This window comes from Streptomyces liangshanensis, from assembly GCF_011694815.1.
Classification (GTDB): Bacteria; Actinomycetota; Actinomycetes; order Streptomycetales; family Streptomycetaceae; genus Streptomyces; species Streptomyces liangshanensis.
In genome coordinates, this window is sequence record NZ_CP050177.1 from 1868328 (window position 1) to 1889718 (window position 21391).

Annotated in this window: 16 protein-coding genes; 5 read left to right on the top strand and 11 right to left on the bottom strand. The window is 73.8% G+C overall.

Going from position 1 to position 21391, the window contains the following annotated elements; all coding sequences use genetic code 11:
• Positions 1–55: 55 nt before the first annotated feature.
• The gene (locus tag HA039_RS07945) at positions 56–886 is read right to left on the bottom strand and encodes a sulfurtransferase (RefSeq protein WP_167025867.1); all 831 of its coding nucleotides are present in this window, start codon (positions 884–886) and stop codon (positions 56–58) included.
• 60 nt (positions 887–946) lie between these two features.
• On the opposite strand from HA039_RS07945, the gene HA039_RS07950 reads away from it, so the two are divergent.
• Entirely contained in the window at positions 947–1762 is an 816-nt protein-coding gene (locus HA039_RS07950; RefSeq protein ID WP_167025870.1) for a VOC family protein, read from the top strand.
• 42 nt (positions 1763–1804) lie between these two features.
• On the opposite strand, the gene HA039_RS07955 is transcribed toward HA039_RS07950, so the two are convergent.
• The 4 genes from HA039_RS07955 to HA039_RS07970 form a co-directional block, all read right to left on the bottom strand.
• A complete protein-coding gene (locus HA039_RS07955) occupies positions 1805–2455 on the bottom strand; it encodes a thymidine kinase (RefSeq protein ID WP_167025873.1) in 651 nt (216 codons plus the stop codon).
• 67 nt (positions 2456–2522) lie between these two features.
• On the bottom strand, positions 2523–3953 hold the full coding sequence (locus HA039_RS07960; RefSeq protein ID WP_243869282.1) for an alkaline phosphatase family protein: 1431 nt from the start codon (positions 3951–3953) through the stop codon (positions 2523–2525).
• Positions 3953–4549 (bottom strand): DUF5998 family protein, encoded by a 597-nt coding sequence (locus HA039_RS07965; RefSeq protein WP_167025876.1) that lies wholly within the window; start codon positions 4547–4549, stop codon positions 3953–3955. The genes HA039_RS07960 and HA039_RS07965 overlap by 1 nt, the downstream gene beginning before the upstream one ends.
• 379 nt (positions 4550–4928) lie before the next feature.
• On the bottom strand, positions 4929–7844 hold the full coding sequence (locus HA039_RS07970; protein WP_167025879.1) for a bifunctional acetate--CoA ligase family protein/GNAT family N-acetyltransferase: 2916 nt from the start codon (positions 7842–7844) through the stop codon (positions 4929–4931).
• Between the two features lie 151 nt (positions 7845–7995).
• On the opposite strand from HA039_RS07970, the gene HA039_RS07975 reads away from it, so the two are divergent.
• The gene (locus HA039_RS07975; protein ID WP_167025881.1) at positions 7996–8277 is read left to right on the top strand and encodes an HPr family phosphocarrier protein; all 282 of its coding nucleotides are present in this window, start codon (positions 7996–7998) and stop codon (positions 8275–8277) included.
• Positions 8278–8406: 129 nt separating this feature from the next.
• Here the strand turns inward: HA039_RS07975 and HA039_RS07980 are convergent, their stop codons facing one another.
• The 3 genes from HA039_RS07980 to HA039_RS07990 all read right to left on the bottom strand — a co-directional run bounded on the left by HA039_RS07980 (position 8407) and on the right by HA039_RS07990 (position 12124).
• Positions 8407–9096, bottom strand: a complete 690-nt coding sequence (locus HA039_RS07980) for a GntR family transcriptional regulator (protein WP_167025884.1) — start codon at positions 9094–9096, stop codon at positions 8407–8409.
• Positions 9097–9380: 284 nt separating this feature from the next.
• On the bottom strand, positions 9381–10748 hold the full coding sequence (locus HA039_RS07985) for a M16 family metallopeptidase (RefSeq protein WP_208298774.1): 1368 nt from the start codon (positions 10746–10748) through the stop codon (positions 9381–9383).
• A gap of 17 nt (positions 10749–10765) precedes the next feature.
• Positions 10766–12124, bottom strand: coding sequence for a M16 family metallopeptidase (locus HA039_RS07990; RefSeq protein WP_208298565.1), 1359 nt, complete (start codon positions 12122–12124; stop codon positions 10766–10768).
• A gap of 189 nt (positions 12125–12313) precedes the next feature.
• Here HA039_RS07990 and HA039_RS07995 point away from each other — a divergent pair, with 189 nt between their 5' ends.
• Positions 12314–14764 carry a DNA gyrase/topoisomerase IV subunit A gene (locus tag HA039_RS07995; RefSeq protein ID WP_167025891.1) on the top strand — a complete coding sequence of 817 codons (2451 nt, stop codon included), beginning with the start codon at positions 12314–12316 and terminating at the stop codon, positions 14762–14764.
• A 144-nt stretch (positions 14765–14908) separates the two neighbouring features.
• On the opposite strand, the gene HA039_RS08000 is transcribed toward HA039_RS07995, so the two are convergent.
• Entirely contained in the window at positions 14909–16021 is a 1113-nt protein-coding gene (locus tag HA039_RS08000) for a CobW family GTP-binding protein (RefSeq protein ID WP_167025894.1), read from the bottom strand.
• Between the two features lie 187 nt (positions 16022–16208).
• On the opposite strand from HA039_RS08000, the gene HA039_RS08005 reads away from it, so the two are divergent.
• Positions 16209–17213 carry a phosphotransferase gene (locus tag HA039_RS08005; RefSeq protein WP_208298566.1) on the top strand — a complete coding sequence of 335 codons (1005 nt, stop codon included), beginning with the start codon at positions 16209–16211 and terminating at the stop codon, positions 17211–17213.
• On the opposite strand, the gene HA039_RS08010 is transcribed toward HA039_RS08005, so the two are convergent.
• Positions 17194–17598, bottom strand: coding sequence for a hypothetical protein (locus HA039_RS08010; protein WP_167025897.1), 405 nt, complete (start codon positions 17596–17598; stop codon positions 17194–17196). The two genes, HA039_RS08005 and HA039_RS08010, sit on opposite strands and share 20 nt — an antisense overlap.
• Positions 17599–17882: 284 nt before the next feature.
• Here HA039_RS08010 and HA039_RS08015 point away from each other — a divergent pair, with 284 nt between their 5' ends.
• Complete coding sequence (locus HA039_RS08015; protein WP_341830054.1) at positions 17883–21026, top strand: AMP-binding protein; 3144 nt, start codon at positions 17883–17885, stop codon at positions 21024–21026.
• Positions 21027–21198: 172 nt separating this feature from the next.
• Here HA039_RS08015 and HA039_RS08020 read toward each other — a convergent pair whose 3' ends face one another.
• Positions 21199–21366, bottom strand: coding sequence for an MbtH family protein (locus HA039_RS08020; RefSeq protein WP_167025900.1), 168 nt, complete (start codon positions 21364–21366; stop codon positions 21199–21201).
• Between the last annotated feature and the right edge of the window lie 25 nt (positions 21367–21391).

Here is a 21391-nt window from a genome sequence, read left to right on the forward strand (position 1 = left end):
CGCTCCTCGGTGTCGTACGGTGTCGCACGCGTGTCTTACGGGTGAGTGACACGCCCTAGCGCGGATCCGGGCCGGTGGCGACCGGGCGGGACTCGTCCGAGGACCACTCGGACCAGGAGCCCGCGTACAGCGCCGCCCGGTGTCCGGCGATCTCCAGGGCGAGCACCTCGTGGGCTCCGGAGACGCCCGAGCCGCAGTAGACCCCCACGTTCTTGGTCTCCTCCGTGGCCCCCAGCGCGCCGAAGCGGGCGGTGAGGTGCTCGGCGGGCAGGAAGCGGCCGTCCTCGGCGACGTTCTCCGTCGTCGGGGCGGACACCGCGCCCGGGATGTGGCCGCCGATCCGGTCGATCGGCTCGACGTCCCCGCGGTAGCGCTCCGCCGCGCGCGCGTCCAGCAGCAGCCCCTCGTCCGCCAGCGCCGCCGCGCCGTCCGCGTCCAGCAACGGCATGCCGCCCGGGACCGGGGCGAAGTCGCCCTCGGCCGGGGACGGGGTGTCGGTGGAGAGCGGGCCGGTCCAGGCCGTGAGGCCGCCGTCGAGGACCCGTACGTCCGGGTGCCCGGCCCAGCGCAGCAGCCACCACGCGCGGGCCGCCGCCCAGCCCTGCCCGCCGTCGTACACCACGACGGGGGTGCCGGCCGAGACACCGGCCCGGCGCATCGCCGCGCCGAAGGCCGCCACGCCGGGCAGCGGGTGCCGGCCGCCGGCGCCCGCGGGGCCCGCCAGCTCGGTGTCCAGGTCGACGTAGACGGCGCCGGGCAGGTGACCGGCGTCGTACGCGGGACGTCCGGGGGGCCCGCCCAGGCTCCAGCGCACGTCGAGGAGTACGGGGGGACGCGGCCCGGCTGACTCGCTCGCGAGTTGGGCGGCGGAGATGATGGCAGTCATGGATGCCATCCTCGCGCATCCTTCGCCACGGCCACCACAACGGTCCGAGGAGCGGTGACGATGTCCAACGCACCGGTACGGCGCACGCCCGGTACGCCCTGCTGGGTCAACCTGATGCTGCACGACGTGCCCGCGGCGGAGGCGTTCTACGGCGTTCTGTTCGGCTGGGAGTTCGCTCAGGGGCCGCCCGAGCTGGGGCTGTACATGCGGGCCCGGATCGGTGACGACGAGATCGCGGGCATCGGCCAGATCCAGCCGAACCGGCTGCTCCACGTCTGCTGGACGACGTACCTGGCGACGGACGACGCCGACGCGTCGGCGAACGCGATCAGGACCAACGGCGGGACGGTCGCGGTCCCGCCCCTGGCCGCGGGGCAGGCCGGGCGGCTGATCATCGCGCTGGATCCGGCGGGGGCGCTGTTCGGGATCTGGGAGGCGGCGACCTATGTGGGCACCACGCTGTCCGGGCCGCACGGCACCCCCGTCTGGTCCGAGCTGATCACGCCGGAGACGGCGTCGATCGGCGCGTTCTACCGGGGACTGTTCACGTACGACGAGCAGGGCGAGCATGGCGCGGGCGGCGCGGGCGCGCGGGGTGAGGCCGCCGCCGGCCCGGACCTCCAGACCCTGGACCTGGGGGGTACGCCGCTGGCGTCGCTGCACGGCATCGGCAGCGGCCGCTTCCGGAAGCGGCACCCGTACTGGGTCGTCTACTTCGCGGTCGACGACACGGACGCGTCGGCCCGGCTGGCGACCGAGCGAGGCGGCCAGGTGCTCAGGGCACCACAGGACGGCCCGTACGGACGAACGGCAATCGTCGCGGACCCCCAGGGCGCGCTGTTCGGGATCGTAGCGGCGGCCGGTCATCGAGGGTGACGGGCGGGGGGCCGGGGGTAGCGGGGCCCTGGGGGGCGGGCGTCAGCCTGGGGTTACTGGGAGGACGTCCGGGGACAGGGCGCCCGCGTGGGACGTTGCGCTGGTCATTCTGCGGCGGTGGTGGCGTCGGCAGAGCACCTCGTACCCGACGTCGCCGGTCGAGTGGTGCACGTCGCCCACCACCACCTGCGCGCCCTCGACCACCATCCGGCCGCCGACGGTCCGCGCGTTGTGCGTCGCCCGCGCGCCGCACCAGCACATCGCCTCGACCTGGAGCGCCTCGATGCGGTCGGCCAGCTCGATGAGGCGCTGGGACCCGGGGAACAGCTTCGTACGGAAGTCCGTGGTGATGCCGAAGGCGAAGACGTCCAGGTTGAGGTCGTCGACGATGCGGGCGAGCTGGTCGATCTGGCGGGGGGCGAGGAACTGCGCCTCGTCCACGATGACGTGGTCGGCGCGGCCGCCGCGGGTGATGTGGTCGACGAGGTACGCGTACAGGTCCATGTCCTCGTCGGCCTCGACGGCGTCGGTGACCAGGCCGAGACGCGACGACAGCTTGCCCTCGCCCGCCCGGTCGTCGCGCGTGAAGATCACGCCCTGGAGGCCGCGTGCCGAACGGTTGTGGCCGATCTGGAGGGCCAGGGTGCTCTTCCCGCAGTCCATCGTTCCGGAGAAGAAGACGAGCTCTGGCATGCGGGGTGACGGCCTTTCGGATGTACGGGCAACTCCGCGCCGGACGCGCTGCGTGCGAACCGGGCGACTAGGAGCGTACTTCGAGGAGGGGTACGAGCTGTTCGACGGGGGTCATCGAGCCGTGCATCCCCACCATCGCGGACTCGTGCGGCTCCTGGACCGAGGCGGTGATCACGACGTCCGCGTGGGCCGCCGCGACGACGTCGCCGATCCTGCCGTACACCCGCTCCTCCACCGAGCCCGGCGGACCGAACCAGCCCGCCTCGACGGCCTCGTCCCGGCTCGCCACCCAGAAGCGGTCGCCGAGCACCTCGCGCCACACGGTGAGGACGTCGTCCTGGGCGCCGTCCACCGCGTACACGTGGCGGGCACGGCCCTCTCCGCCCAACAGGGCGACCCCGGCCCGCAGTTCCCAGTCCTCGTCGAAGTCGATGCGCGACTCGTCGTCGAAGGGGATGTCGATCATGCCGTGGTCGGCGGTGACGTAGAGCGCGGCGCGGGGCGGCAGTTGTTCGGCGAGGCGCTGGACGAGCCGGTCGACGTACATCAACTGGCCGCGCCAGGCGTCGGAGTCGACGCCGAAGCGGTGGCCCTTGCCGTCGACCTCGCTGTAGTACGTGTAGACCAGCGACCGGTCGGCGGCGGCGAGTTGGGCCGCGGCGAGGTCCATCCGGTCCTCGCCGGTGAGCCGGCCGTGGAACGTGCCGCCGCTCAGCGCGACCTGGGTGAGCGGGGTGTTGCGGAAGGTCGGGGACGACACCTGGGCGGTGTGGACGCCTGCCGCGTCGGCGAGTTGGAAGACCGTCGGGTACGGCTGCCAGACGTGCGGCGCGGTCCAGGGGAGCCAGCGGAGCTGGTTCATCAGCGCGCCGGTCGCGGGGTCGCGGACGGTGTAGCCGGGCAGGCCGTGGGCGCCGGGGGGCAGGCCGGTGCCGACGGAGGCGAGGGAGGTCGCGGTGGTGGAGGGGAACCCGGCGGTGATCGGGCGTCCCGTGGAGCCGCGGGAGGTGCCGAGCAGCGAGGTCAGGTAGGGCGCCTCGTCGGGGTGGGCCTTGATCTGCTCCCAGCCGAGGCCGTCGATCAGGAAGACGCAGTTGCGGTCGGCGGGGGTGAGTTCGGGGATGGCCGCGGTCAGGTTCGGTACGCCCTGTCCGGCGGCGAGGGTGGGGAGCAGGTCGGCGAGGGAGCCGCTGCCGTACTCGGGCACGGGGGCGGTGCCGAGGGCGAGCGGGAGGGGGTCGTCCGGCCAGGGGGGTGGGGTGGGGCCCTGCGCGGGCGCGGGGTGGCGGGGGGCGGACGCGGGGTCGCGGGGCGCGGGGCCCTGCGAGGGGGCGGGGGCGCCGGGGGTTGCCGGGGCTTCGCCGGCCGCGGGGCCGCCGGCCGTGGGGCCTGGGGCGGGCGGCGCCGGGCGGGGGGCGGTCCGCGCGGGGGGTGTCGGGGGCTGCCGGGGCTTCGCCGGCTGCGGGCGGGGGTGGGGCCGGGGTGCCTGCGCGGACATCAGCGCGTGGTCGCCGCGGTGGCGGCGGTGGCTTCCGAGAGGGCCTGGGCGAAGGCGAGGGTCTGGCGGACGGTGTCGGGGCCGTCGCCGGCCTCGCTGACCCGCAGGCTCAGGTCGTCGGCGGTGGAGCTGCCCGTGTAGCCGTGGTCCGCCTCGCAGTTGGGGTCGCCGCAGGCGGCGGGCTCCAGGTCGATACGGGAGACGGCGCCCCAGCCGATGGTGAGGACGACCTCGCGGGGGAGGGTGCCGGGAGTGTACGACTCCGGGTTGCCGACGACCCTGCTGACCACGACCGACGAGATGCGGTCGATCTTGACGGACTCGGTGGAGGTGGTGGCGTAGGGCGTCGGGGAGCTGGTGTCGGAGGCCTGCTCGTCGGTGTGGCTGACGATGAAGCGGTGGGCCGTCAGGACGAGGACGGTGACATGGCGGCGCACCTCGTTCGCGTCGAAGGTGGTCTCCTGGTGGACCACGTACGACGCGATCGGCTCGCCGCCGACAGCGGCCTCCACCGCCTCGGCCACGAGAGCCGGGTAGTAGCCGCTGCGCTCGATCGCCGTGCGCAGCCCCTGGGTCGTCGTACCGGTCTTCGCCATGGGCTCCATCCTACGGTGGCCGGATGGCTGCGGAGGACGACGTGCGGGGTGGGGCCGCGGGCGGCCCGGTGGGGTGCGGGGGGCTTCGGGGGGCTCGGGGTTGCTTCGGACGAGCCCCAGGGGGTTGCCGCCTGGGGCGCGCCGGTTCACGCGGGTCGGCGCGGCCCCGCCGGGTCTCTCGCGCCGGACTCCGAGGGGCCTGCGGCCGGGGGCGCATCCGCGCGACGGGCCTGCGTGCGCCGGCCGGGGCGCCGCGGCCCACCCCGCGCGGGCTCGCATGGCCCCGCCGGGAACCCGCGCCCGGCCCCGGGGGCCGCGGCCCGCTCCGACGCGGCTTCGCACGACCGGGACCGCGTACAGCACCCGGGGCGTTGGGGTGTCAGTACGTCGGGAGGTGGCGGGGGCCGAAGTCGTTGCGGGGTGGGGGTGGGGCCAGGCGGATGGTTGCGCCCAGGACGGTGAGGCCGTGGGTGGCGACGACTACGGGTTCGAGGTCGACGGAGACGATCTCGGGGTGGTCGTCGACCAGGCGGGAGACGCGGAGCAGCAGTTCTTCGAGGGCGGGGATGTCGACGGGCGTGGAGCCGCGCCAGCCGAACAGCAGCGGGGCGGCCCTGATGGACCTGATCTGTTCGGCCGCGTCGCGGTCGGTGACGGGGACGAGGCGGTGGGCGAGGTCGCCGAGGAGTTCGGAGGCGGCGCCCGCGAGGCCGAAGGAGAGAACGGCGCCGGCGGCCGGGTCGATGGCGGCGCGCACGACGGTGTCCACGCCGCGCGGGGCCATCGACTGGACGACGGGGAGCAGTTCGGCGGGGGTGCCGAGGGCGTCGGTCAGCTCGCCGTACGCGAGGCGGAGTTGGGCCTCGTCGCCGAGGTCGAGCCGTACGCCGCCGAGGTCGGCGCGGTGGCGCAGGTGGGGCGCGGTCGTCTTGAGCGCGACGGGGTAGCCGAGCCGCGCGGCGGCGGTGGCGGCGGCGTCGGGTCCCGGTGCGGGGAGGGTGGGCCGTACGGAGATCCCGTACCGCCCGAGCAGCGCCCCCGCCTCGTCGTCGCCGAGGCTCACGCCCCGCGGATCGGCCGACGCGCCCGCGAGCGCCCGCCCGATGAGCGCCCCGGCCCCGGCCTCGTCGATGTTCTCGTACTCGGGCACCTTCCCGGGCTCCGCGATCCCCCGCCGCCAGGCGGCGTACCGCACCCCCTCGGCGAGGGCGCGCACGGCGCGCTCGGCGGCCGGGTAGGCGGGGATGGCCCTGGGGCCGGCCGCCCCCGGGCCGGGTGCGCTTCCCGCCTGGTCCGGCGCGGGGGCGTTCCCTGCGGGGGCGGCGTCGCGTCGGGTGGGTCCGGCGGGGGCGTCGGGTGACCTGTCCGCGGCGGTCGGTCGGGTCGTGGCCGCGGGCTCGGCGGCGGGCGGGTGTGGGGGGTCGTCGGGGGCCGGGGGTGGTTCCGTGGTGGACAGGGACTCCGGTAGGCCTGGGAGTTCTACGTGGACCACCGCTACCGGCTTGGGTGGGGCGGTGGTTGTCGCTTCTCTCAGGGCGTGGGCCAGGGTGCTCGCCTCCGTGAGCAGCGGGGTGGCGGATTCGCCCACGTGCGGGATCACCGTGACCACCACCGCGTCGCACGACGGGTCGGAGAGGGCCGCCGCCAGGGCCGTACGGAAGTCCTGCGGGGTCGCGGACGTCGTCAGGTCGCGGGGCGGGAGCGGGCGCAGGCCCTCCGCGAGGCAGGCGTCGTACGTGAGGAGCCCGAGGGACTCGGAGTTGCCGAGGATCGCGACGCGGGGGCCGGCGGGGAGGGGCTGGGTCGCCAGGAGGAGGCCCGCGTCGACCAGTTCCGTCACCGTGTCCACGCGGATCACGCCCGCCTGGCGCAGGAGCGCCGAGACCGTCGCGTCCGGGATGCGGGTCACCGGTACGGCGTGGCCGGGCGGCGCGCTGCCGTTGTGGCGGGCGCCCTTGACCGCGACGACCGGCTTCACGGCGGCGGTGCGGCGGGCGAGGCGGGTGAACTTCCTCGGGTTGCCGAGGGATTCGAGGTACATCAGGACGACGTCGGTGTCGGGGTCCTCGTACCAGTACTGGAGGAAGTCGTTGCCGGACACGTCCGCCCGGTTGCCCGCCGAGATGAAGGTGGACAGGCGCGCGCCGCGCCGGTGCAGTCCGGCCAGCAGGGCGATGCCGATGGAGCCCGACTGCGTGAACAGCCCGATCCGGCCGCGTGCCGGCGGCTCCGGCGCGAGGGACGCGTTGAGCCGCACGGCCGGGGAGGTGTTGATGATCCCGAACGCGTTGGGGCCGATGAGGCGCATCCCGTACGAGCGGACCTGCCGGACGAGTTCGCGCTGCCGCGCCCGCCCCTCGTCGCCGCTCTCCGCGTACCCGGCGGAGAGGACCACGAGCCCCTGGACGCCGTGCTCGCCGCAGCGGGCGACCGCTTCGGGGACGCGGCGCGCGGGCACCGCGAGGATCGCGAGGTCGACGGGGCCGCCGATCTCGGCGAGGGAGCGGACCGCGGGGACGCCGTCGAGTTCCCGGGTGTCCGGCGCGAAGGCGTCGTTCACGGCGTACGTACGGCCGGTGAAGCCCCCGGCCGTGAGGTTGCGCAGCACCGTGCGGCCGACCCCGCCCGGGGTGCGGCCGGTGCCGATGACCGCGACCGAGCCGGGCGCGAGGAGGCGTTGCACGGAGCGCGCCTCCGCGCGCTGTTCGCGCCCCCGCTGGACGGCGAGCGACGCGTCGGTCGGCTCCAGGTCGAGGGTCAGGTGCACGGCCCCGTCCTCGAAGCTGCGCCGCTGGGTGAAGCCGGCGTCCCGGAACACCTTGATCATCTTGTTGTTCGCGGGCAGGACCTCGGCCGCGAAGCGCCGGATCCCCCGCTCCCTGGCGACGGCCGCGATGTGTTCGAGGAGCACCGAGGCGATGCCCCGCCCCTGGTGCGCGTCCTGGACGAGGAACGCGACCTCCGCCTCGTCGGCCGGCGCGGACGCGGAGCGCCCCCGCGCGTCGATGCGGTCGTAGCGCACGGTCGCGACGAACTCGCCGCCCACGGTCAGGGCGAGACCGACCCGGTCCACGTAGTCGTGGTGGGTGAACCGGTGCACGTCCTTGTCGGACAGACGGGGGTAGGGGGCGAAGAAACGGTAGTACTTCGATTCGTCCGAGACCTGTTCGAAGAAACTGACGAGGCGCGCCGCGTCGGCGGCCGTGATGGGCCTGATGCGGGCGGTGCCTCCGTCCCGCAGCACCACATCCGCTTCCCAGTGGCCGGGGTACGCGTGCTCCGACGGCGTCTCCATGCTCGAAGCCTACGGTGGAGGGGCACCGCGGGTCGGCAGGAGTGGAGCGCGGGGCACGTGAGAGACTGGTCTAGACAACTTCATCATTACTGGCCCCGCGGCCGCTTCCGGCCCCGCGACCTCGAACCTCGTGACACCGAAGGGCACCACCATGGCTGAGCGACACGTCAACGTCGGCTGGACCGAGGGCCTGCACGCCCGCCCCGCCTCCATCTTCGTCCGTGCCGTCACGGCCACCGGTGTCCCGGTCACGGTCGCGAAGGCGGAGAGCACCCCCGTGAACGCGGCCTCGATGCTCGCGGTCCTGGGCCTGGGCGCGCGCGGCGGCGAGGAGATCGTGCTCGCCTCGGACGCGGAGGGCGCCGACGCGGCGCTGGACCGGCTGGCGAAGCTGGTCACCGAGGGGCTCGACGAACTGCCCGAGACGGTCTGACCGTCCGGAATTCATTTCACGGCCGAGCCGTGGTGCGCGAGAATTCGGCGCACCACGGCTCGGTCATTTCCGTGCGGGCAGCAGAAAAGAAGTCCCGCCTATTACTGCCCTTTGTATACGGTGCGGATGTTAAGAACGAGCACTCGCGGTGTTTACGGCATGTTGCGAAGGCCTCACCTTTTCCCGGCCGCGCTCCGGGCGCTTGAGCCGGTGCACGGCCGCCGTGCGCTCGGCGTGCAGCGTCGTGAGGGCCCGCGCGCGCTCCGCGTCGCCGCGCGCCACCGCGTCCACGATCGCGCCGTGCTCGGCCCACGACTCGACGGGGTGGGCGGGCTGCTCGACCACGTACATCCAGGCGATCTTGTGCCGCAGCTGGGTGAGCAGCGAGGTCAGCGCGGGGCTCCCGGAGGCCTGCGCGAGGGTCTCGTGGAACCACGCCCCGAGCGCCCGCAGGTCCTCCCCCTGGCCCCGCCTGGCCCGCTCCTGGCCCAGTCTGACCAGGCCGCGCAGCACCTTGAGGTGTGCTTCGGTACGTCGCTGGGCGGCGCGGGCCGCGCCGAGCGGCTCCAGCAGCAGCCGTACCTCCAGGAGGTCGGCCGCCTCCTGGTCGGTGGGCTCGGCCACACACGCGCCGACGTGCCGGCGGGTGGTCACGAAGCCCTCGGACTCCAGCGTGCGCAGCGCCTCGCGCACCGGGACGCGGGAGACGCCGTACCGCCGGGCGAGGTGTTCCTCGGTGAGCCGGCCGCCCCGCTCGAATACGCCGGAGACGATGTCGTCGCGGATCGCCGTGCATACCGAGTGCGCGGGAATGCGCATGTCCGAACCTCCGACTTAATCCGCGCGAAACACTGCCGATCGACTCCTGTTCCGTGACTCTATTGCAATCTTCGCGGATTTCCGATGGGTGCCCGGAATTTGTGCATACCTTTTGGCCAGTCGGCCCGGGCCGGAGGGGCGGGACCGTCGGTGGCGGACACCACAGGACCGATCGGGCATAAGGGAAACCCCGGCCACTGGGGGCCGGGGTTTCCCTGTCCTGGAAAGTGTCCGGAAAGGCGTCCGGACGGAGATCGGCCGCAATCGGCCGAGAGAGACCGGGTTCAGCCGGTGACGACCGTCACCTCGCCGATGCCCAGCGCCTCCACCGGCGCCTTGATCTGGGACGCGTCGCCGACGAGGACCGTGACGAGCCGGTCCACGGGGAAGGCGTTGACGGCCGCGGCCGTCGCCTCGACCGTGCCGGTCTCCGCCAGCCGCGCGTACAGCTGCGCCTGGAAGTCGTCCGGCAGGTGCTGCTCGACCTGGTCGGCCAGCGTGCCCGCGACGGACGCCGCCGTCTCGTACTTGAGCGGCGCCACCCCCACCAGGTTCTGCACGGCCACGTCACGCTCGGCGTCCGTCAGGCCCTCGGCCGCCAGCGTGCGCAGCACCGTCCACAGGTCGGACAGCGCCGGGCCGGTGGACTCGGTGTCGACGGAACCGCTGATGGCGAGCATCGCGGCGCCCGTGCCGTCCGGGGCGGAGCGCAGCACCTGGCCGAAGGCCCGTACCCCGTAGGTGTAGCCCTTCTCCTCGCGCAGCACCCGGTCCAGCCGGGAGGTGAGCGTGCCGCCGAGGCAGTACGTGCCCAGCACCTGGGCCGGCCAGACGCGGTCGTGCCGGTCGGCGCCGATGCGGCCGATGAGCAGCTGGGTCTGGACGGCGCCGGGGCGGTCCACGATGACCACCCGGCCGGTGTCGTCCGCGGTGATGGCCGGGGCTGGGCGGGCGGCGGCGGTGTTGCCGGTCCACGCGCCGAGGGTGTCGGCGAGCAGCTCGTCGACGTCCACGCCCGTGAGGTCGCCGACGATGACCGCGGTGGCGGTGGCGGGGCGGATGTGCGCCTCGTAGAAGGCGCGTACGGCCGCGGCGTCGATCCGGCCGACGGTCTCCTCGGTGCCCTGGCGGGGCCGGGACATGCGCAGCGAGGCCGGGAACAGCTCCTTGGAGAGCTGCTTGGCCGCGCGGCGGCCGGGGTTGGCCGTCTCGTGCGGGATCTCGTCGAGGCGGTTGCGGACGAGCCGCCCGACCTCGGCGTCGGCGAACGCCGGGGCGCGCAGCGCCTCGGCGAGCAGGCCGAGCGCCTTGGGCAGCCGGGAGACGGGGACCTCCAGGGAGACCCGGAGGCCGGGGTGGTCGGCGTGCGCGTCGAGGGTGGCGCCGCAGCGCTCCAGCTCGGCGGCGAACTCCTCGGCGGTGTGCTTGTCGGTGCCCTCGGACAGGGCCCTCGCCATGATCGTGGCGATGCCGTCGAGGCCCTCGGGCTCGGCGTCGAGGGGGGCGTCGAGGTTGATCTCGACGGCCACGACCTGCTGTCCGGGGCGGTGGCAGCGCAGCACGGTCAGCCCGTTGTCGAGCGCGCCGCGCTCGGGGGCGGGGAAGGCCCACGGCCTGGCCTCGCCGGCGGTCGGCTGCGGGTGGAACTCCATGGTCACGGCAGCGTCGGTCACTGGTCCGCCCCCTCGTGCTCGTCGGTCTCTTCGGCGGCGGCTTCGTCTTCTGCGGTGACCGGTTCGTACACCAGCACGGCCCGGTTGTCCGGGCGCAGCCGGGCGGCGGCGACGGCCTTGACCTCGTCGGCGGTGATGTCGAGCACGCGCGTGACGGCGCTGAGCGCCAGCTGCGGGTCGCCGAACAGCACGGCGTACCGGCACAGTTCGTCCGCGCGGCCCGCGACCGTCCCGAGCCGGTCCAGCCACTCGCGCTCCAGCTGGGCCTGGGCGCGCTCCATCTCCTCGTCGGTGGGGCCCTCGGCCGCGAGCCGGGCCAGCTCCTCGTCGACGGCGGCCTCGATCTCCGGGACCTCGACCCCGCCGGACGTCTTCACGTCCAGCCAGCCGAGCGAGGGGGCGCCGGCGAGGCGCAGGAGGCCGAAGCCCGCCGCGACGGCGGTCTGGTCACGCCGTACCAGACGGTTGTGCAGGCGGGAGGACTCTCCGCCGCCGAGGACCGTCAGCGCCAGGTCGGCCGCGTCGCACTCGCGGGTGCCGTCGTGCGGCAGGCGGTAGGCGGCCATCAGCGCACGCGCCGGGACCTCCTCGTGGATCTCCTCGCGGAGCTGGCCGCCCATGGTGTCGGGGAGCGAGCCGTCGCGCGGCGGCTGCTTGCCGTCGTGGGACGGGATGGAGCCGAAGTACTTCTCGACCCAGGCGAGCGTCCGCTCGGGGTCGATGTCGCCGACGACCGACAGCACCGCGTTGTTCGGCGCGTAGTTCGTACGGAAGAAGGCGCGCGCGTCGTCGAGGGTCGCCGCGTCCAGGTCCGCCATGGAGCCGATCGGCGTGTGGTGGTACGGGTGGCCCTCGGGGTACGCGAGCGCGGTCAGGCGCTCGAAGGCCGTGCCGTACGGCACGTTGTCGTACCGCTGGCGGCGCTCGTTCTTGACGACGTCCCGCTGGTTCTCCATCGACTCGTCGTCAAGGGCGGCGAGGAGGGAGCCCATGCGGTCGGCCTCCAGCCAGAGCGCCAGCTCCAGCTGGTGGGTGGGCATGGTCTCGAAGTAGTTGGTGCGCTCGAAGCTGGTGGTGCCGTTCAGGGAGCCGCCGGCGCCCTGGACCAGTTCGAAGTGGCCGTTCCCCTTCACCTGCCCCGAGCCCTGGAACATCAGGTGCTCGAAGAGGTGGGCGAGTCCCGTACGGCCCTTGACCTCGTGCCGGGAGCCGACGTCGTACCAGAGGCAGACCGCGGCGACCGGGGTCAGGTGGTCCTCGGAGAGCACCACGCGCAGGCCGTTGGCCAGCCGGTGCTCAGTCGCTGTCAGGCCGCCGGAACCGGCCTGCGCTGTGGCCGTGTGACCCATGGGCATGTACGTCCCTTCGATCGCGATATGGAGAAGTCCTGCCACTGTATGCAAGCGAGCGGACCGCTGGCGAAGTTCCCGTGCGTCACACGCTGGGGACGGGGCGAGGTCGGCGTTGTCGGTGGAGCGGTCCACAATGGTCGGCGTCAGTTGAAGTAGTTGCCGTACAGAACCTGTGAAGGAGCCGCAGCAGCGATGGCCCGCCGCAGCACGAAGACCCCGCCGCCGGAGGACTTCGAGGAGAAGATCCTCGACATCGACGTGGTCGATGAAATGCAGGGCTCCTTCCTCGAGTACGCGTACTCGGTGATCTACTCCCGGGCCCTGCCGGACGCCCGCGACGGCATGAAACCGGTGCACCGCCGCATCGTGTACCAGATGAACGAGATGGGCCTGCGCCCCGACCGCGGGTATGTGAAGTGCGCCCGCGTCGTGGGCGAGGTGATGGGAAAGCTCCACCCGCACGGGGACGCGTCGATCTACGACGCGCTCGTCCGGATGGCACAGCCGTTCTCCATGCGGCTGCCGTTGGTGGACGGCCATGGCAACTTCGGGTCGCTCGGGAACGACGATCCGCCGGCCGCCATGCGGTACACCGAGTGCCGGATGGCTGACGCCACGTCACTGATGACGGAGTCGATCGACGAGGACACCGTCGATTTCCAGCCGAATTACGACGGCCAGGAGCGGGAACCGGTCACGCTTCCCTCGGCGTACCCGAACCTCCTGGTCAACGGAGCGACCGGGATCGCCGTCGGCATGGCGACGAACATGCCGCCGCACAACCTGGGCGAGGTCGTGGCGGCGGCCCGTCACCTGATCCGCCACCCGTCGGCCGACCTGGAGACGCTGATGCGTTTCGTACCGGGTCCCGACCTGCCGACCGGCGGCCGCGTCGTCGGCCTCGGCGGCATCAAGGACGCGTACGAGACCGGCCGCGGGACCTTCCGGATCAGGTCCACGGTCGCGATCGAGGACGTCAGCGCCCGCCGCAAGGGCCTGATCGTCACGGAGCTGCCGTTCACCGTCGGCCCCGAGAAGGTCATCGCGAAGATCAAGGACCTGGTCTCCGCGAAGAAGCTCCAGGGCATCGCCGACGTCAAGGACCTCACGGACCGGTCGCACGGACTGCGCCTGGTCATCGAGGTCAAGAACGGCTTCGTGCCCGAGGCCGTCCTGGAGCAGCTCTACAAGCTCACGCCGATGGAGGAGACCTTCGGCATCAACAACGTGGCGCTGGTCGACGGCCAGCCGCTGACGCTCGGCCTCAAGGAGCTGCTGGAGGTCTACCTGGACCACCGGTTCACGGTGGTCCGCAGGCGCAGCGAGTTCCGCAGGACGAAGCGGCGTGACCGGCTGCACCTGGTCGAGGGGCTGCTCGTCGCGCTCATCGACATCGACGAGGTCATCCGGCTGATCCGGTCGAGCGACAACTCCGCCCAGGCGAAGGAGCGGCTCATCGAGCACTTCTCGCTGAGCGACATCCAGACGCAGTACATCCTGGACACGCCGCTGCGCCGGCTCACCCGGTTCGACCGGATCGAGCTGGAGGGCGAGCGCGACCGGCTCACCGGCGAGATCGACGAGCTGACCGGGATCCTGGAGTCGGACGCGGAGCTGCGGAAGCTGGTCTCGACCGAACTGGCCGCCGTGGCGAAGAAGTTCGGCACCCCGCGCCGCACGGTGCTGCTGGAGTCCGGCGCGTCGGCGGTGGCGTCGGTGCCGCTGGAGGTCGCGGACGACCCGTGCCGGGTGCTGCTGTCCTCGACGGGCCTGCTGGCCCGTACGGTCAACGGCGAGCCGCTGGAGGGCGGTGACGGGCGGCGGACGAACCACGACGTGATCCGCTCGGCCGTGCCCGCGACGGCACGCGGCGACGTGGGGGCGGTGACGTCCGCCGGGCGGCTGCTGCGGATCGCGGTGATCGACCTGCCCCAGCTGCCCGACACGGCCTCGGCGCCGAACCTGTCGGGCGGGGCGCCGGTCGCGGAGTTCCTGTCGCTGGAGGCGGACGAGGAGCTGATCTGCCTCACCACCCTCGACGAGTCCTCCCCCGGGCTCGCGCTGGGCACGCTTCAGGGTGTGGTCAAGCGGGTGGTCCCGGACTACCCGTCGAACAAGGACGAGCTGGAGGTCATCTCTCTCAAGGAGGGGGACCGGATCGTCGGCGGCCAGGAGCTGCGCACGGGCGAGGAGGACCTGGTCTTCATCACGTCCGACGCGCAACTGCTGCGCTACCAGGCCGCGCAGGTACGGCCGCAGGGGCGGCCCGCGGGCGGCATGGCGGGCATCAAGCTGGCCGAGGGGGCGACGGTGATCTCGTTCACGGCGGTGGATCCGGCGGCGGACGGGGCGGTGTTCACGGTGACCGGCTCGCTGGGCACGCTGGACGATTCCGTACGGACGGCGAAGCTCACCCCGTTCGACCAGTATCCGCGCAAGGGGCGTGCGACGGGTGGCGTGCGCTGCCACCGGTTCCTCAAGGGTGAGGACTTCCTCGCGCTGGCGTGGGCGGGCGCGGGGCCGGCCCGGGGGGCGCGCAAGAACGGGGCTCCGGTGGAGCTGCCCGCGCCGGACCCGAGGCGCGACGGCTCGGGGACGCCGTTCACGGCGGAGATCGCGGCGCTGGCGGGGCCGGCGCACTGACGCGTCTCCCGTCGGGGATGGTGGGGTTGTGGGATTTCAGTCGCCGGGCGGGCCTTCGGGTCCGCCCGGCGATTCCGGTTCCGGTTCCGGGTCCGTTTCTGGTTCCGGGTCCGGGTCCGTTTCTGGTTCCGGGTCCGGGTCCGGTTACGGGGCGTTGGGGCCGTCCTCTTCGGACGGTACATAGCGCAGGACGCCCCACATCGCCCGGTCGTCGGCCTCGTCGCGGGCGGCGGGGCCCTCGCAGGCCGCCAGTTCCTTGAGCAGGCGGTCCCCGTCGATGCCCGCGCCGATCAGGACCAGCTGGGTGAGGCGTTCCTCGCCGGGACCCCAGGGCTCGGGGTGGAAGCGCAGGAAGCGGCCGACGGCGTGCAGGGCGTAGCGGTTCGCGGGGTCGCCGTCCCCGAAGTCGACAAAGCCCTTGACGCGGTACAGGCCTTCGGGCCGTGAGTCGAGGAACCGCATGAGGCGGCGCGGGTCCAGGGGCGCGGTGGCCGTGAAGGACACGGTGTCGTAGGCGGCGTGCAGGTGGCCGTGGTGGGCGTCGGTTCCGGCGGCGTGCGGGTGCGGCTCGTCGGGGTGGCCCTCGTCCGCGTACAGGTCCTCGAAGGTCAGTTGGCGCGCCTTCTCGTCCTCGGGCGGCGCGACCGCCGGTTCGAAGAGCAGCTCGGGGTCGATCCGCCCGTACGACGAGGAGATCAGCGGCGTCCCGGGGCTCAGCTCGGCGAGGGAGGCGCGGACCCGCAGCCGGTCGGCCTCGGCCACCCGGTCGGTCTTGTTGAGGACCACCAGGTCGGCGAGGGCCAGGTGCCGGTCGATCTCCGGGTGGCGGGTGCGCGTGGCGTCGAACTCGGCGGCGTCGACGACCTGGACGAGCCCGCCGTACACCGTGCCCGGATGGTCGCCGGTCAGGATCATCCGGACCAGTTCCTGCGGCTCGGCGAGGCCGCTGGCCTCGATGACGATGATCTCGATCCGCGCGTCGGGGCGGGTGAGGCGCTCCAGGTAGCCGTCGAGTTCGCTGGCGTCCACGGCGCAGCACAGGCAGCCGTTGCCGAACGAGACGGTGGAGCCGACCTGTCCGGCGACGGTCATGGCGTCGATCTCGATGGCGCCGAAGTCGTTGACGATCACGGCGATCCGGCGTCCGGCGCGGTTGCGGAGCAGGTGGTTGAGGAGGGTCGTCTTGCCGGAGCCGAGGAAGCCGGTGAGCACGACCACCGGGATCCGCCGGCCGCCGGCCGGGTCCGTACCGCTCATCGCCGTGCCTCCGTGTGGGTGCTGGTCCGTGCCGTGGTTCCGGGGGGGCGACCGTTGGAGCTGCCTGCCCGCCCGCTTCAGGGTAGATCCCCCGGGCCGTCGGCCGGGCGTGGGGAAACGGGCGGCGGGAAACGGGCGTGGGGAAAACAGGTGACGGTGGCGGCGCGGCGCGTGGTGGGATGGACGGATGCAAGGTGACGCGTCGGTGGTGGACCGCGGGCGGTATCCGGACGCGGTGACGCCGTGGGAGCGGAAGGCGTGGCGGGACGCGGCCCTCGGGTGGGCCGAGCGTGGACTCGCCGCTCACGGGCTGCGCGAGACAGGCCGGCGTGCGGTGCGGCTGCGCCCGTGGTCCGTACTGGTGCGGATGAACGTCGGGGAACAGGGCGCGGTGTGGTTCAAGGCCAACCCGCCGGCCGGCGCGTTCGAGGCGGGGCTCACCGAGGCGTTGGCCCGCTGGGTCCCGGAGCACGTGCTGAAGCCGGTCGCCGTCGACGCGGACCGCGGATGGACGCTGCTTCCCGACGGTGGACCGCTCTTCAGGGACGTACTCGACCGCGAGGCGGCCGGTCCGCGGGACTGGGAGGATCTGCTGCGCCAATACGCCGACATGCAGCGGGCGTTGGAGCCGTACGCGGCGGAGATGGCGTCGCTCGGTGTTCCCCGTGCTCCGGTGACGGCGCTCCCGGAGATCTTCGACAGGCTCGTCGGCGGGAACACCGTGCTGAGGTCCGGCGACCGTGAGGCGTTGCGCGCGTCGCGGCCCCGTCTCGTGGACTGGTGTGCGGAGCTCGCGGGGATGGGCATCGCGGATTCACTCGACCATTCCGACCTGCACGACGGGCAGCTCTTCGCCCCGAGGCAGGGCCGTTTCACCTTCTTCGACTGGGGCGACGCCACCGTCTCCCACCCCTTCTGCAGCTTCCTGGTCCCCGCCCTCCGGGCCGCCGAGCAGTACGGGCCCGAGGTGCTGCCCCGACTGCGCGACTCCTACCTGGAGCCGTGGACGCGCGACGGCCTCACGACCGCCGAGCTGCGGCGTGCGGTCGGCCTGGCGTGGCGGCTCGGAGCCGTCGGCCGGGCCTGCTCCTGGGGGCGCCTCTTCCCCGAGGCGGCCGGCGGGGCGAACGCCGCGGGGCAGGCGGAGAGCGCCGGTTGGCTGCGTCAGCTCTTCACCGAGCCGCCTCTGTAGGCGGGAGCCTCTCGTCCAGCAGGGTCCAGAGGGCCGACTCGTCCTGTTCGTCCATCGTGAAGGCCGCGGTGAACAGCCGCAGGGTGTCGGCCGACAGCAGCTGCCCGCCGAGCGCGCGCGAGACCCGGTCGCGCAGGGCGCGGGGCAGGAGTTCGCTTCCGGCGGCGTCCCCGTTGAGCCACAGCCAATGGGCCAACACCCGTGCCACGGCTGCCTGGTTGACGGGCTCGGCGGTGGCGCGGACGACCTGGCGCAGCCAGCGGTCCCGGTACGGTCCCGGGCGGGCGAGCAGCTCGGCGAGGTGGCGTCCCGCGGCGGATCCGGTGCCGCTCGGGGTACCGGGGGCGGCGGGGGCGGCGGGGTTACGGGGGTGGGTGACGGCCACGTGGTCCGCTCCTGGGCGTAGAGGTGGCGGGTGCGACACAACTGCGACACAGCGGCGATATTCTGACGAAGACCGCGCATTGGTCCAGACCATAGCGGAGCCGCGGGCGCTGACGCCATGGTCGCCAACTTCTCTCCCCCGGGGAGGAGTTCGGCGGTGCGGCGGCATCCGCGCAGTGGGGTCGTTCGCCGAAGCCGCACCTGGAGGTCGTCATCACCCGCTCCGCGCACCGCAGCCCGCGTACGGCCCGCCCGCCGGCCGTTCCCGCGTCGACCGTTCCCGAGCTGCTCGACGCGCGGGCCGCCGAACACCCCGACCGGCTCGCCCTCCAGGTCGTCGGCGGCGGCTCGGTGTCGTACGGCCTGTGGCGGGACCGGGCGCTCCGGGCGGCCGTCGGCCTGGCGGAGGCGGGGGTACGGCCGGGGGCGCGGGTCGCCCTGCGCTTCCGGAACGACGCGTGGGACCGGTTCGCCGTCGCGTTCCTGGCCGTGCAGTACGCGGGCGGGGTGCCCGTGCCCGTACGGGAGGACCTCGCCGAACCCGAGGCCGCGAGGCTGGTGGCGCTGGCCGAGGCGGGGACCGTGCTGCGGGACGCGGCCGGGGAGGGAGCGGCCGGCGGGGCGAACGTGGGCAGGGCGGCCGCCGGCGATACCGGTGCCCTGCCCGGGACCGTGGACCTGCTCCTGGCCGACCTGCTGACGAAGCATCAGGACGTACCCGCCGAACCGCCTTACCGCGTAGGCCCGTTGGACGAGGCCCAGGTGATCGGCACGTCCGGCACCACCGGGGCGCCCAAGGGCGTGCTCGCCGCGCACGGCAACCTGACGGCGGGGCTGACCCTCAACCCCCGCCCCCGGCCGTACGCGCACTCCCGGCACGCGCTGCACGCCTTCCCGCTCGGCACGAACGCCGGGCAGGTGATGCTGCTGAACGCCCTCACCGGCGCCCCGGCCACCTTGGTCCTCCCTCGCTTCGACGCCGAACGATTCGGCCGTACGGTCCAGGAGTTCAAGGTCGGGACGGTGTTCCTCGTCCCGTCGATGGCCGTCGAGCTGCTGAACGCGGGGACGGCGGGCGCGTACGACCTGTCGAGTGTGCTGCTGGTCAGCTCCTCGGCCGCCGCGCTGCCCGGTCCCGTCGCGACCGCCCTGGCCGCCGCGCTGCCCGGGGCCACCCTCGTCAACACGTACACCTCCGCCGAGTCCGCCCCCGCGCAGATCTCCGCGATCGTCGACACCCGGCACCCCGGGTCGGTCGGGCGCCCGGCCGACCCCGCCGACCTGCGGATCCTCGACGCGGAGGGGCGCGAGCTGGCGGCGGGCGAGGTGGGCGAGGTGTGGCTGCGCCAGCCGGGACCGCCGCGCGGTTACCTCGGCGCGGGCGCCGGGGCGGCGGACGGCGCGCGGGTGTTCCGTGACGGGTGGGTGCGGATGGGGGACCTGGGGCGGGTGGACGACGGGGGCCGGCTGTACCTGGTCGACCGGGAGAGCGACGTCATCAAGTCCGGTGCGCTGAAGGTCTCGACGCTGCGGATCGAGGAGGTCCTGCACGAACACCCCCGGGTCGCGGACGCGGCGGCGCTCGGGCTGCCACACCCGGTGATGGGCGCGGTGCCGGTGGCCGTGGTGGTGCCGGGCCCGGACGGTCTGGACCTCGACGCGCTGCGGCTCTTCCTGAGCGCCCGGCTGAGCCGGCCCGAGCTGCCGCTGCGGATCGTGCTCGCGGACCGGCTGCCGAAGAACCCGACCGGGAAGGTGGTCAAGCACCTCCTGCGCCCGCTCTTCGACGCCCCGCCGGAGGGGGCTTCGGGGGTCGGGTCTTCCGGGGCCGGGGCTCCCGGGGCGGCGGCCGTCGCGCCCGCCTCCCCGACCGAGACGCGGCTGGCGGCGATCTGGCGCGGGCTGCTGGGGCGGACGGTGACGGACGTGGCCGCGGAGTTCTTCGCGCTCGGCGGGGACTCGTTCCGGGCGGTGCAGCTGGCGGCGGCGCTGGAGGCGGAGTTCGGGGTACGGGCGGGGACCGCGCTGATCTTCGAGCGCCCCTCGCTGCGGGCGCAGGCGGCATGGCTGGACGCGGGGGCGGCCGCCACCCGGGGTAACGGCGACCCGGCCGCCGTCACCGCGCCCGCCACGGTGACGCCGTACCTGACCCGGCTGCGGGCCCAGCCGCACGCCGTACCGCTCAGCTCGCAGCAGGAGAACTTCTTCCGCTGGATGGCGGAGGCGCCGGGCCGGGACGCGGGCGCGGTCACCGCGCTGTTCCGGGTCACGGACCGGCTGGAGCCCGGGACGCTGGGGCGCGCGCTGACCGAGGCCGTACGCAGGCATCCGGCGCTGAGGACGCGTTTCGAGCCGGTGGCGGGAGAGCCCGGGGTGGTCCGGGTGGTGCTGGACGAGGAGCCGAACGTACGGGTCACCCTGCGCGAGGCGCCCGGCGCGAGTGACGCCGAGGTGGACGCGCTGCTGCTGGCCGAGCGCGACCGGCTGACCGATCTGGCGCGCGACCCGATGGCGCGGCTGCTGGTGGTGACGCGGGGGCCCGAGGACCATGTGGTGCTGCTGGCGGTCCATCACATGGTGGCCGACGGCTGGTCGGTGGGTGTGCTGTTGTCGGACCTGGGCGTGCTGTACTCGGCGCTGCGGCGGGGGCGGACGGCGCCGCCGGTCCGGCCGGGGCCCGGCTACCGGGAGTTGGTGGAGTGGTCGAACGCGCACTGGCCCGCGTCGCGGCGGCACTTCGCGGGGGCGCTGGCGGGGGCGCCGGCGGCGGTGGAGGTGTTCCCCGGGCGCGGGGAGGTGGCCGAGGTCCTCACCCAGGCGCACCGGTTCGACGTGCCGGCCGGTCTGGCGGAGGCCCTGCGGGCGCGGGCGGGTGAGCTGGGGGCGACGCCGTTCCTGGCGGTGACGGCGGCGTGGGCCGGGTTGCTGGCGGCGCGGAGCGGGCAGAGCGAGCTGGTGCTGATGTCGCCGGTCCCCGGGCGGCCGCGGCCGGACGCGGAGCACGCGGTGGGGTGCTTCGTGCAGTCGTTGCTGCTGCGGGTGGACGCGTCGGGGAGCCCTGGGTTCGCCGAGCTGCTGGACCGGTTGCGGGTGACGGCGACGGAGGCGCTGGACCACCAGCTTTACCCGTTCGCGGAGTTCAGCCCCGCGGCGCCGTTCGCGGCGTGGCTCCGGTACGAGGCGTGGACCGCGCCTCCGCAGCTCCCGGGGGTGCGGTGCGCGCCGTGGGAGCTGCCGCGGGGCACGACGGTGCCGTGGCCCTTGCCGGGCGGGGATCGGGGGGTGCCGGAGTTGACTGTTGTCGAGCAGCCCGGGGGTAGGTTGCGCTGTTGGTTGCAGTACAACGGGTTGGCGTTCGACGCGAGCGTGATCGCGGCGCTGGCGGAGGAGTTCGTGGACGCGCTCAGGGCGGCAACCGCCACGGCGTGAACGCCGCCACCGCTACCGCGGCGGTGTCCTCAATCGCCGGACGGGCTTGGAATGCCCGCCTCGTGCCGGAAGGGATCCGCGGAGGCGCGGACAGGCTTGACGGGCCCGTCCGCGCCACATCAAGCCCGTCCGGCGTTTGAGGACAACCGTCACGCGGGGGTGGCCCGACGGGTCAGGGGCGGGCGCTCAAGGGGCGGAGGTCTGTCCAGACCTCGCCGATCCTCGCCAGGCACTCGTCCCGCGTCCCGCGCGTCCCCTCGGCGCGCCACCCCGCCGGGATCTCCTGGTCCGTCGGCCAGACCGAGTACTGCTCCTCGTGATTGACGACCACCGCAAACATCGTTTCCTCCTCAAGACATGGGACC

Bases quoted from the DNA above. Each gene is read 5' to 3' on its own strand.
- HA039_RS07945 (WP_167025867.1), bottom strand. From the start codon at position 886: ATGACTGCCATCATCTCCGCCGCCCAACTCGCGAGCGAGTCAGCCGGG.
- HA039_RS07950 (WP_167025870.1), top strand. From the start codon at position 947: ATGTCCAACGCACCGGTACGGCGCACGCCCGGTACGCCCTGCTGGGTC.
- HA039_RS07955 (WP_167025873.1), bottom strand. From the start codon at position 2,455: ATGCCAGAGCTCGTCTTCTTCTCCGGAACGATGGACTGCGGGAAGAGC.
- HA039_RS07960 (WP_243869282.1), bottom strand. From the start codon at position 3,953: ATGTCCGCGCAGGCACCCCGGCCCCACCCCCGCCCGCAGCCGGCGAAG.
- HA039_RS07965 (WP_167025876.1), bottom strand. From the start codon at position 4,549: ATGGCGAAGACCGGTACGACGACCCAGGGGCTGCGCACGGCGATCGAG.
- HA039_RS07970 (WP_167025879.1), bottom strand. From the start codon at position 7,844: ATGGAGACGCCGTCGGAGCACGCGTACCCCGGCCACTGGGAAGCGGAT.
- HA039_RS07975 (WP_167025881.1), top strand. From the start codon at position 7,996: ATGGCTGAGCGACACGTCAACGTCGGCTGGACCGAGGGCCTGCACGCC.
- HA039_RS07980 (WP_167025884.1), bottom strand. From the start codon at position 9,096: ATGCGCATTCCCGCGCACTCGGTATGCACGGCGATCCGCGACGACATC.
- HA039_RS07985 (WP_208298774.1), bottom strand. From the start codon at position 10,748: ATGGAGTTCCACCCGCAGCCGACCGCCGGCGAGGCCAGGCCGTGGGCC.
- HA039_RS07990 (WP_208298565.1), bottom strand. From the start codon at position 12,124: ATGCCCATGGGTCACACGGCCACAGCGCAGGCCGGTTCCGGCGGCCTG.
- HA039_RS07995 (WP_167025891.1), top strand. From the start codon at position 12,314: ATGGCCCGCCGCAGCACGAAGACCCCGCCGCCGGAGGACTTCGAGGAG.
- HA039_RS08000 (WP_167025894.1), bottom strand. From the start codon at position 16,021: ATGAGCGGTACGGACCCGGCCGGCGGCCGGCGGATCCCGGTGGTCGTG.
- HA039_RS08005 (WP_208298566.1), top strand. From the start codon at position 16,209: ATGCAAGGTGACGCGTCGGTGGTGGACCGCGGGCGGTATCCGGACGCG.
- HA039_RS08020 (WP_167025900.1), bottom strand. From the start codon at position 21,366: ATGTTTGCGGTGGTCGTCAATCACGAGGAGCAGTACTCGGTCTGGCCG.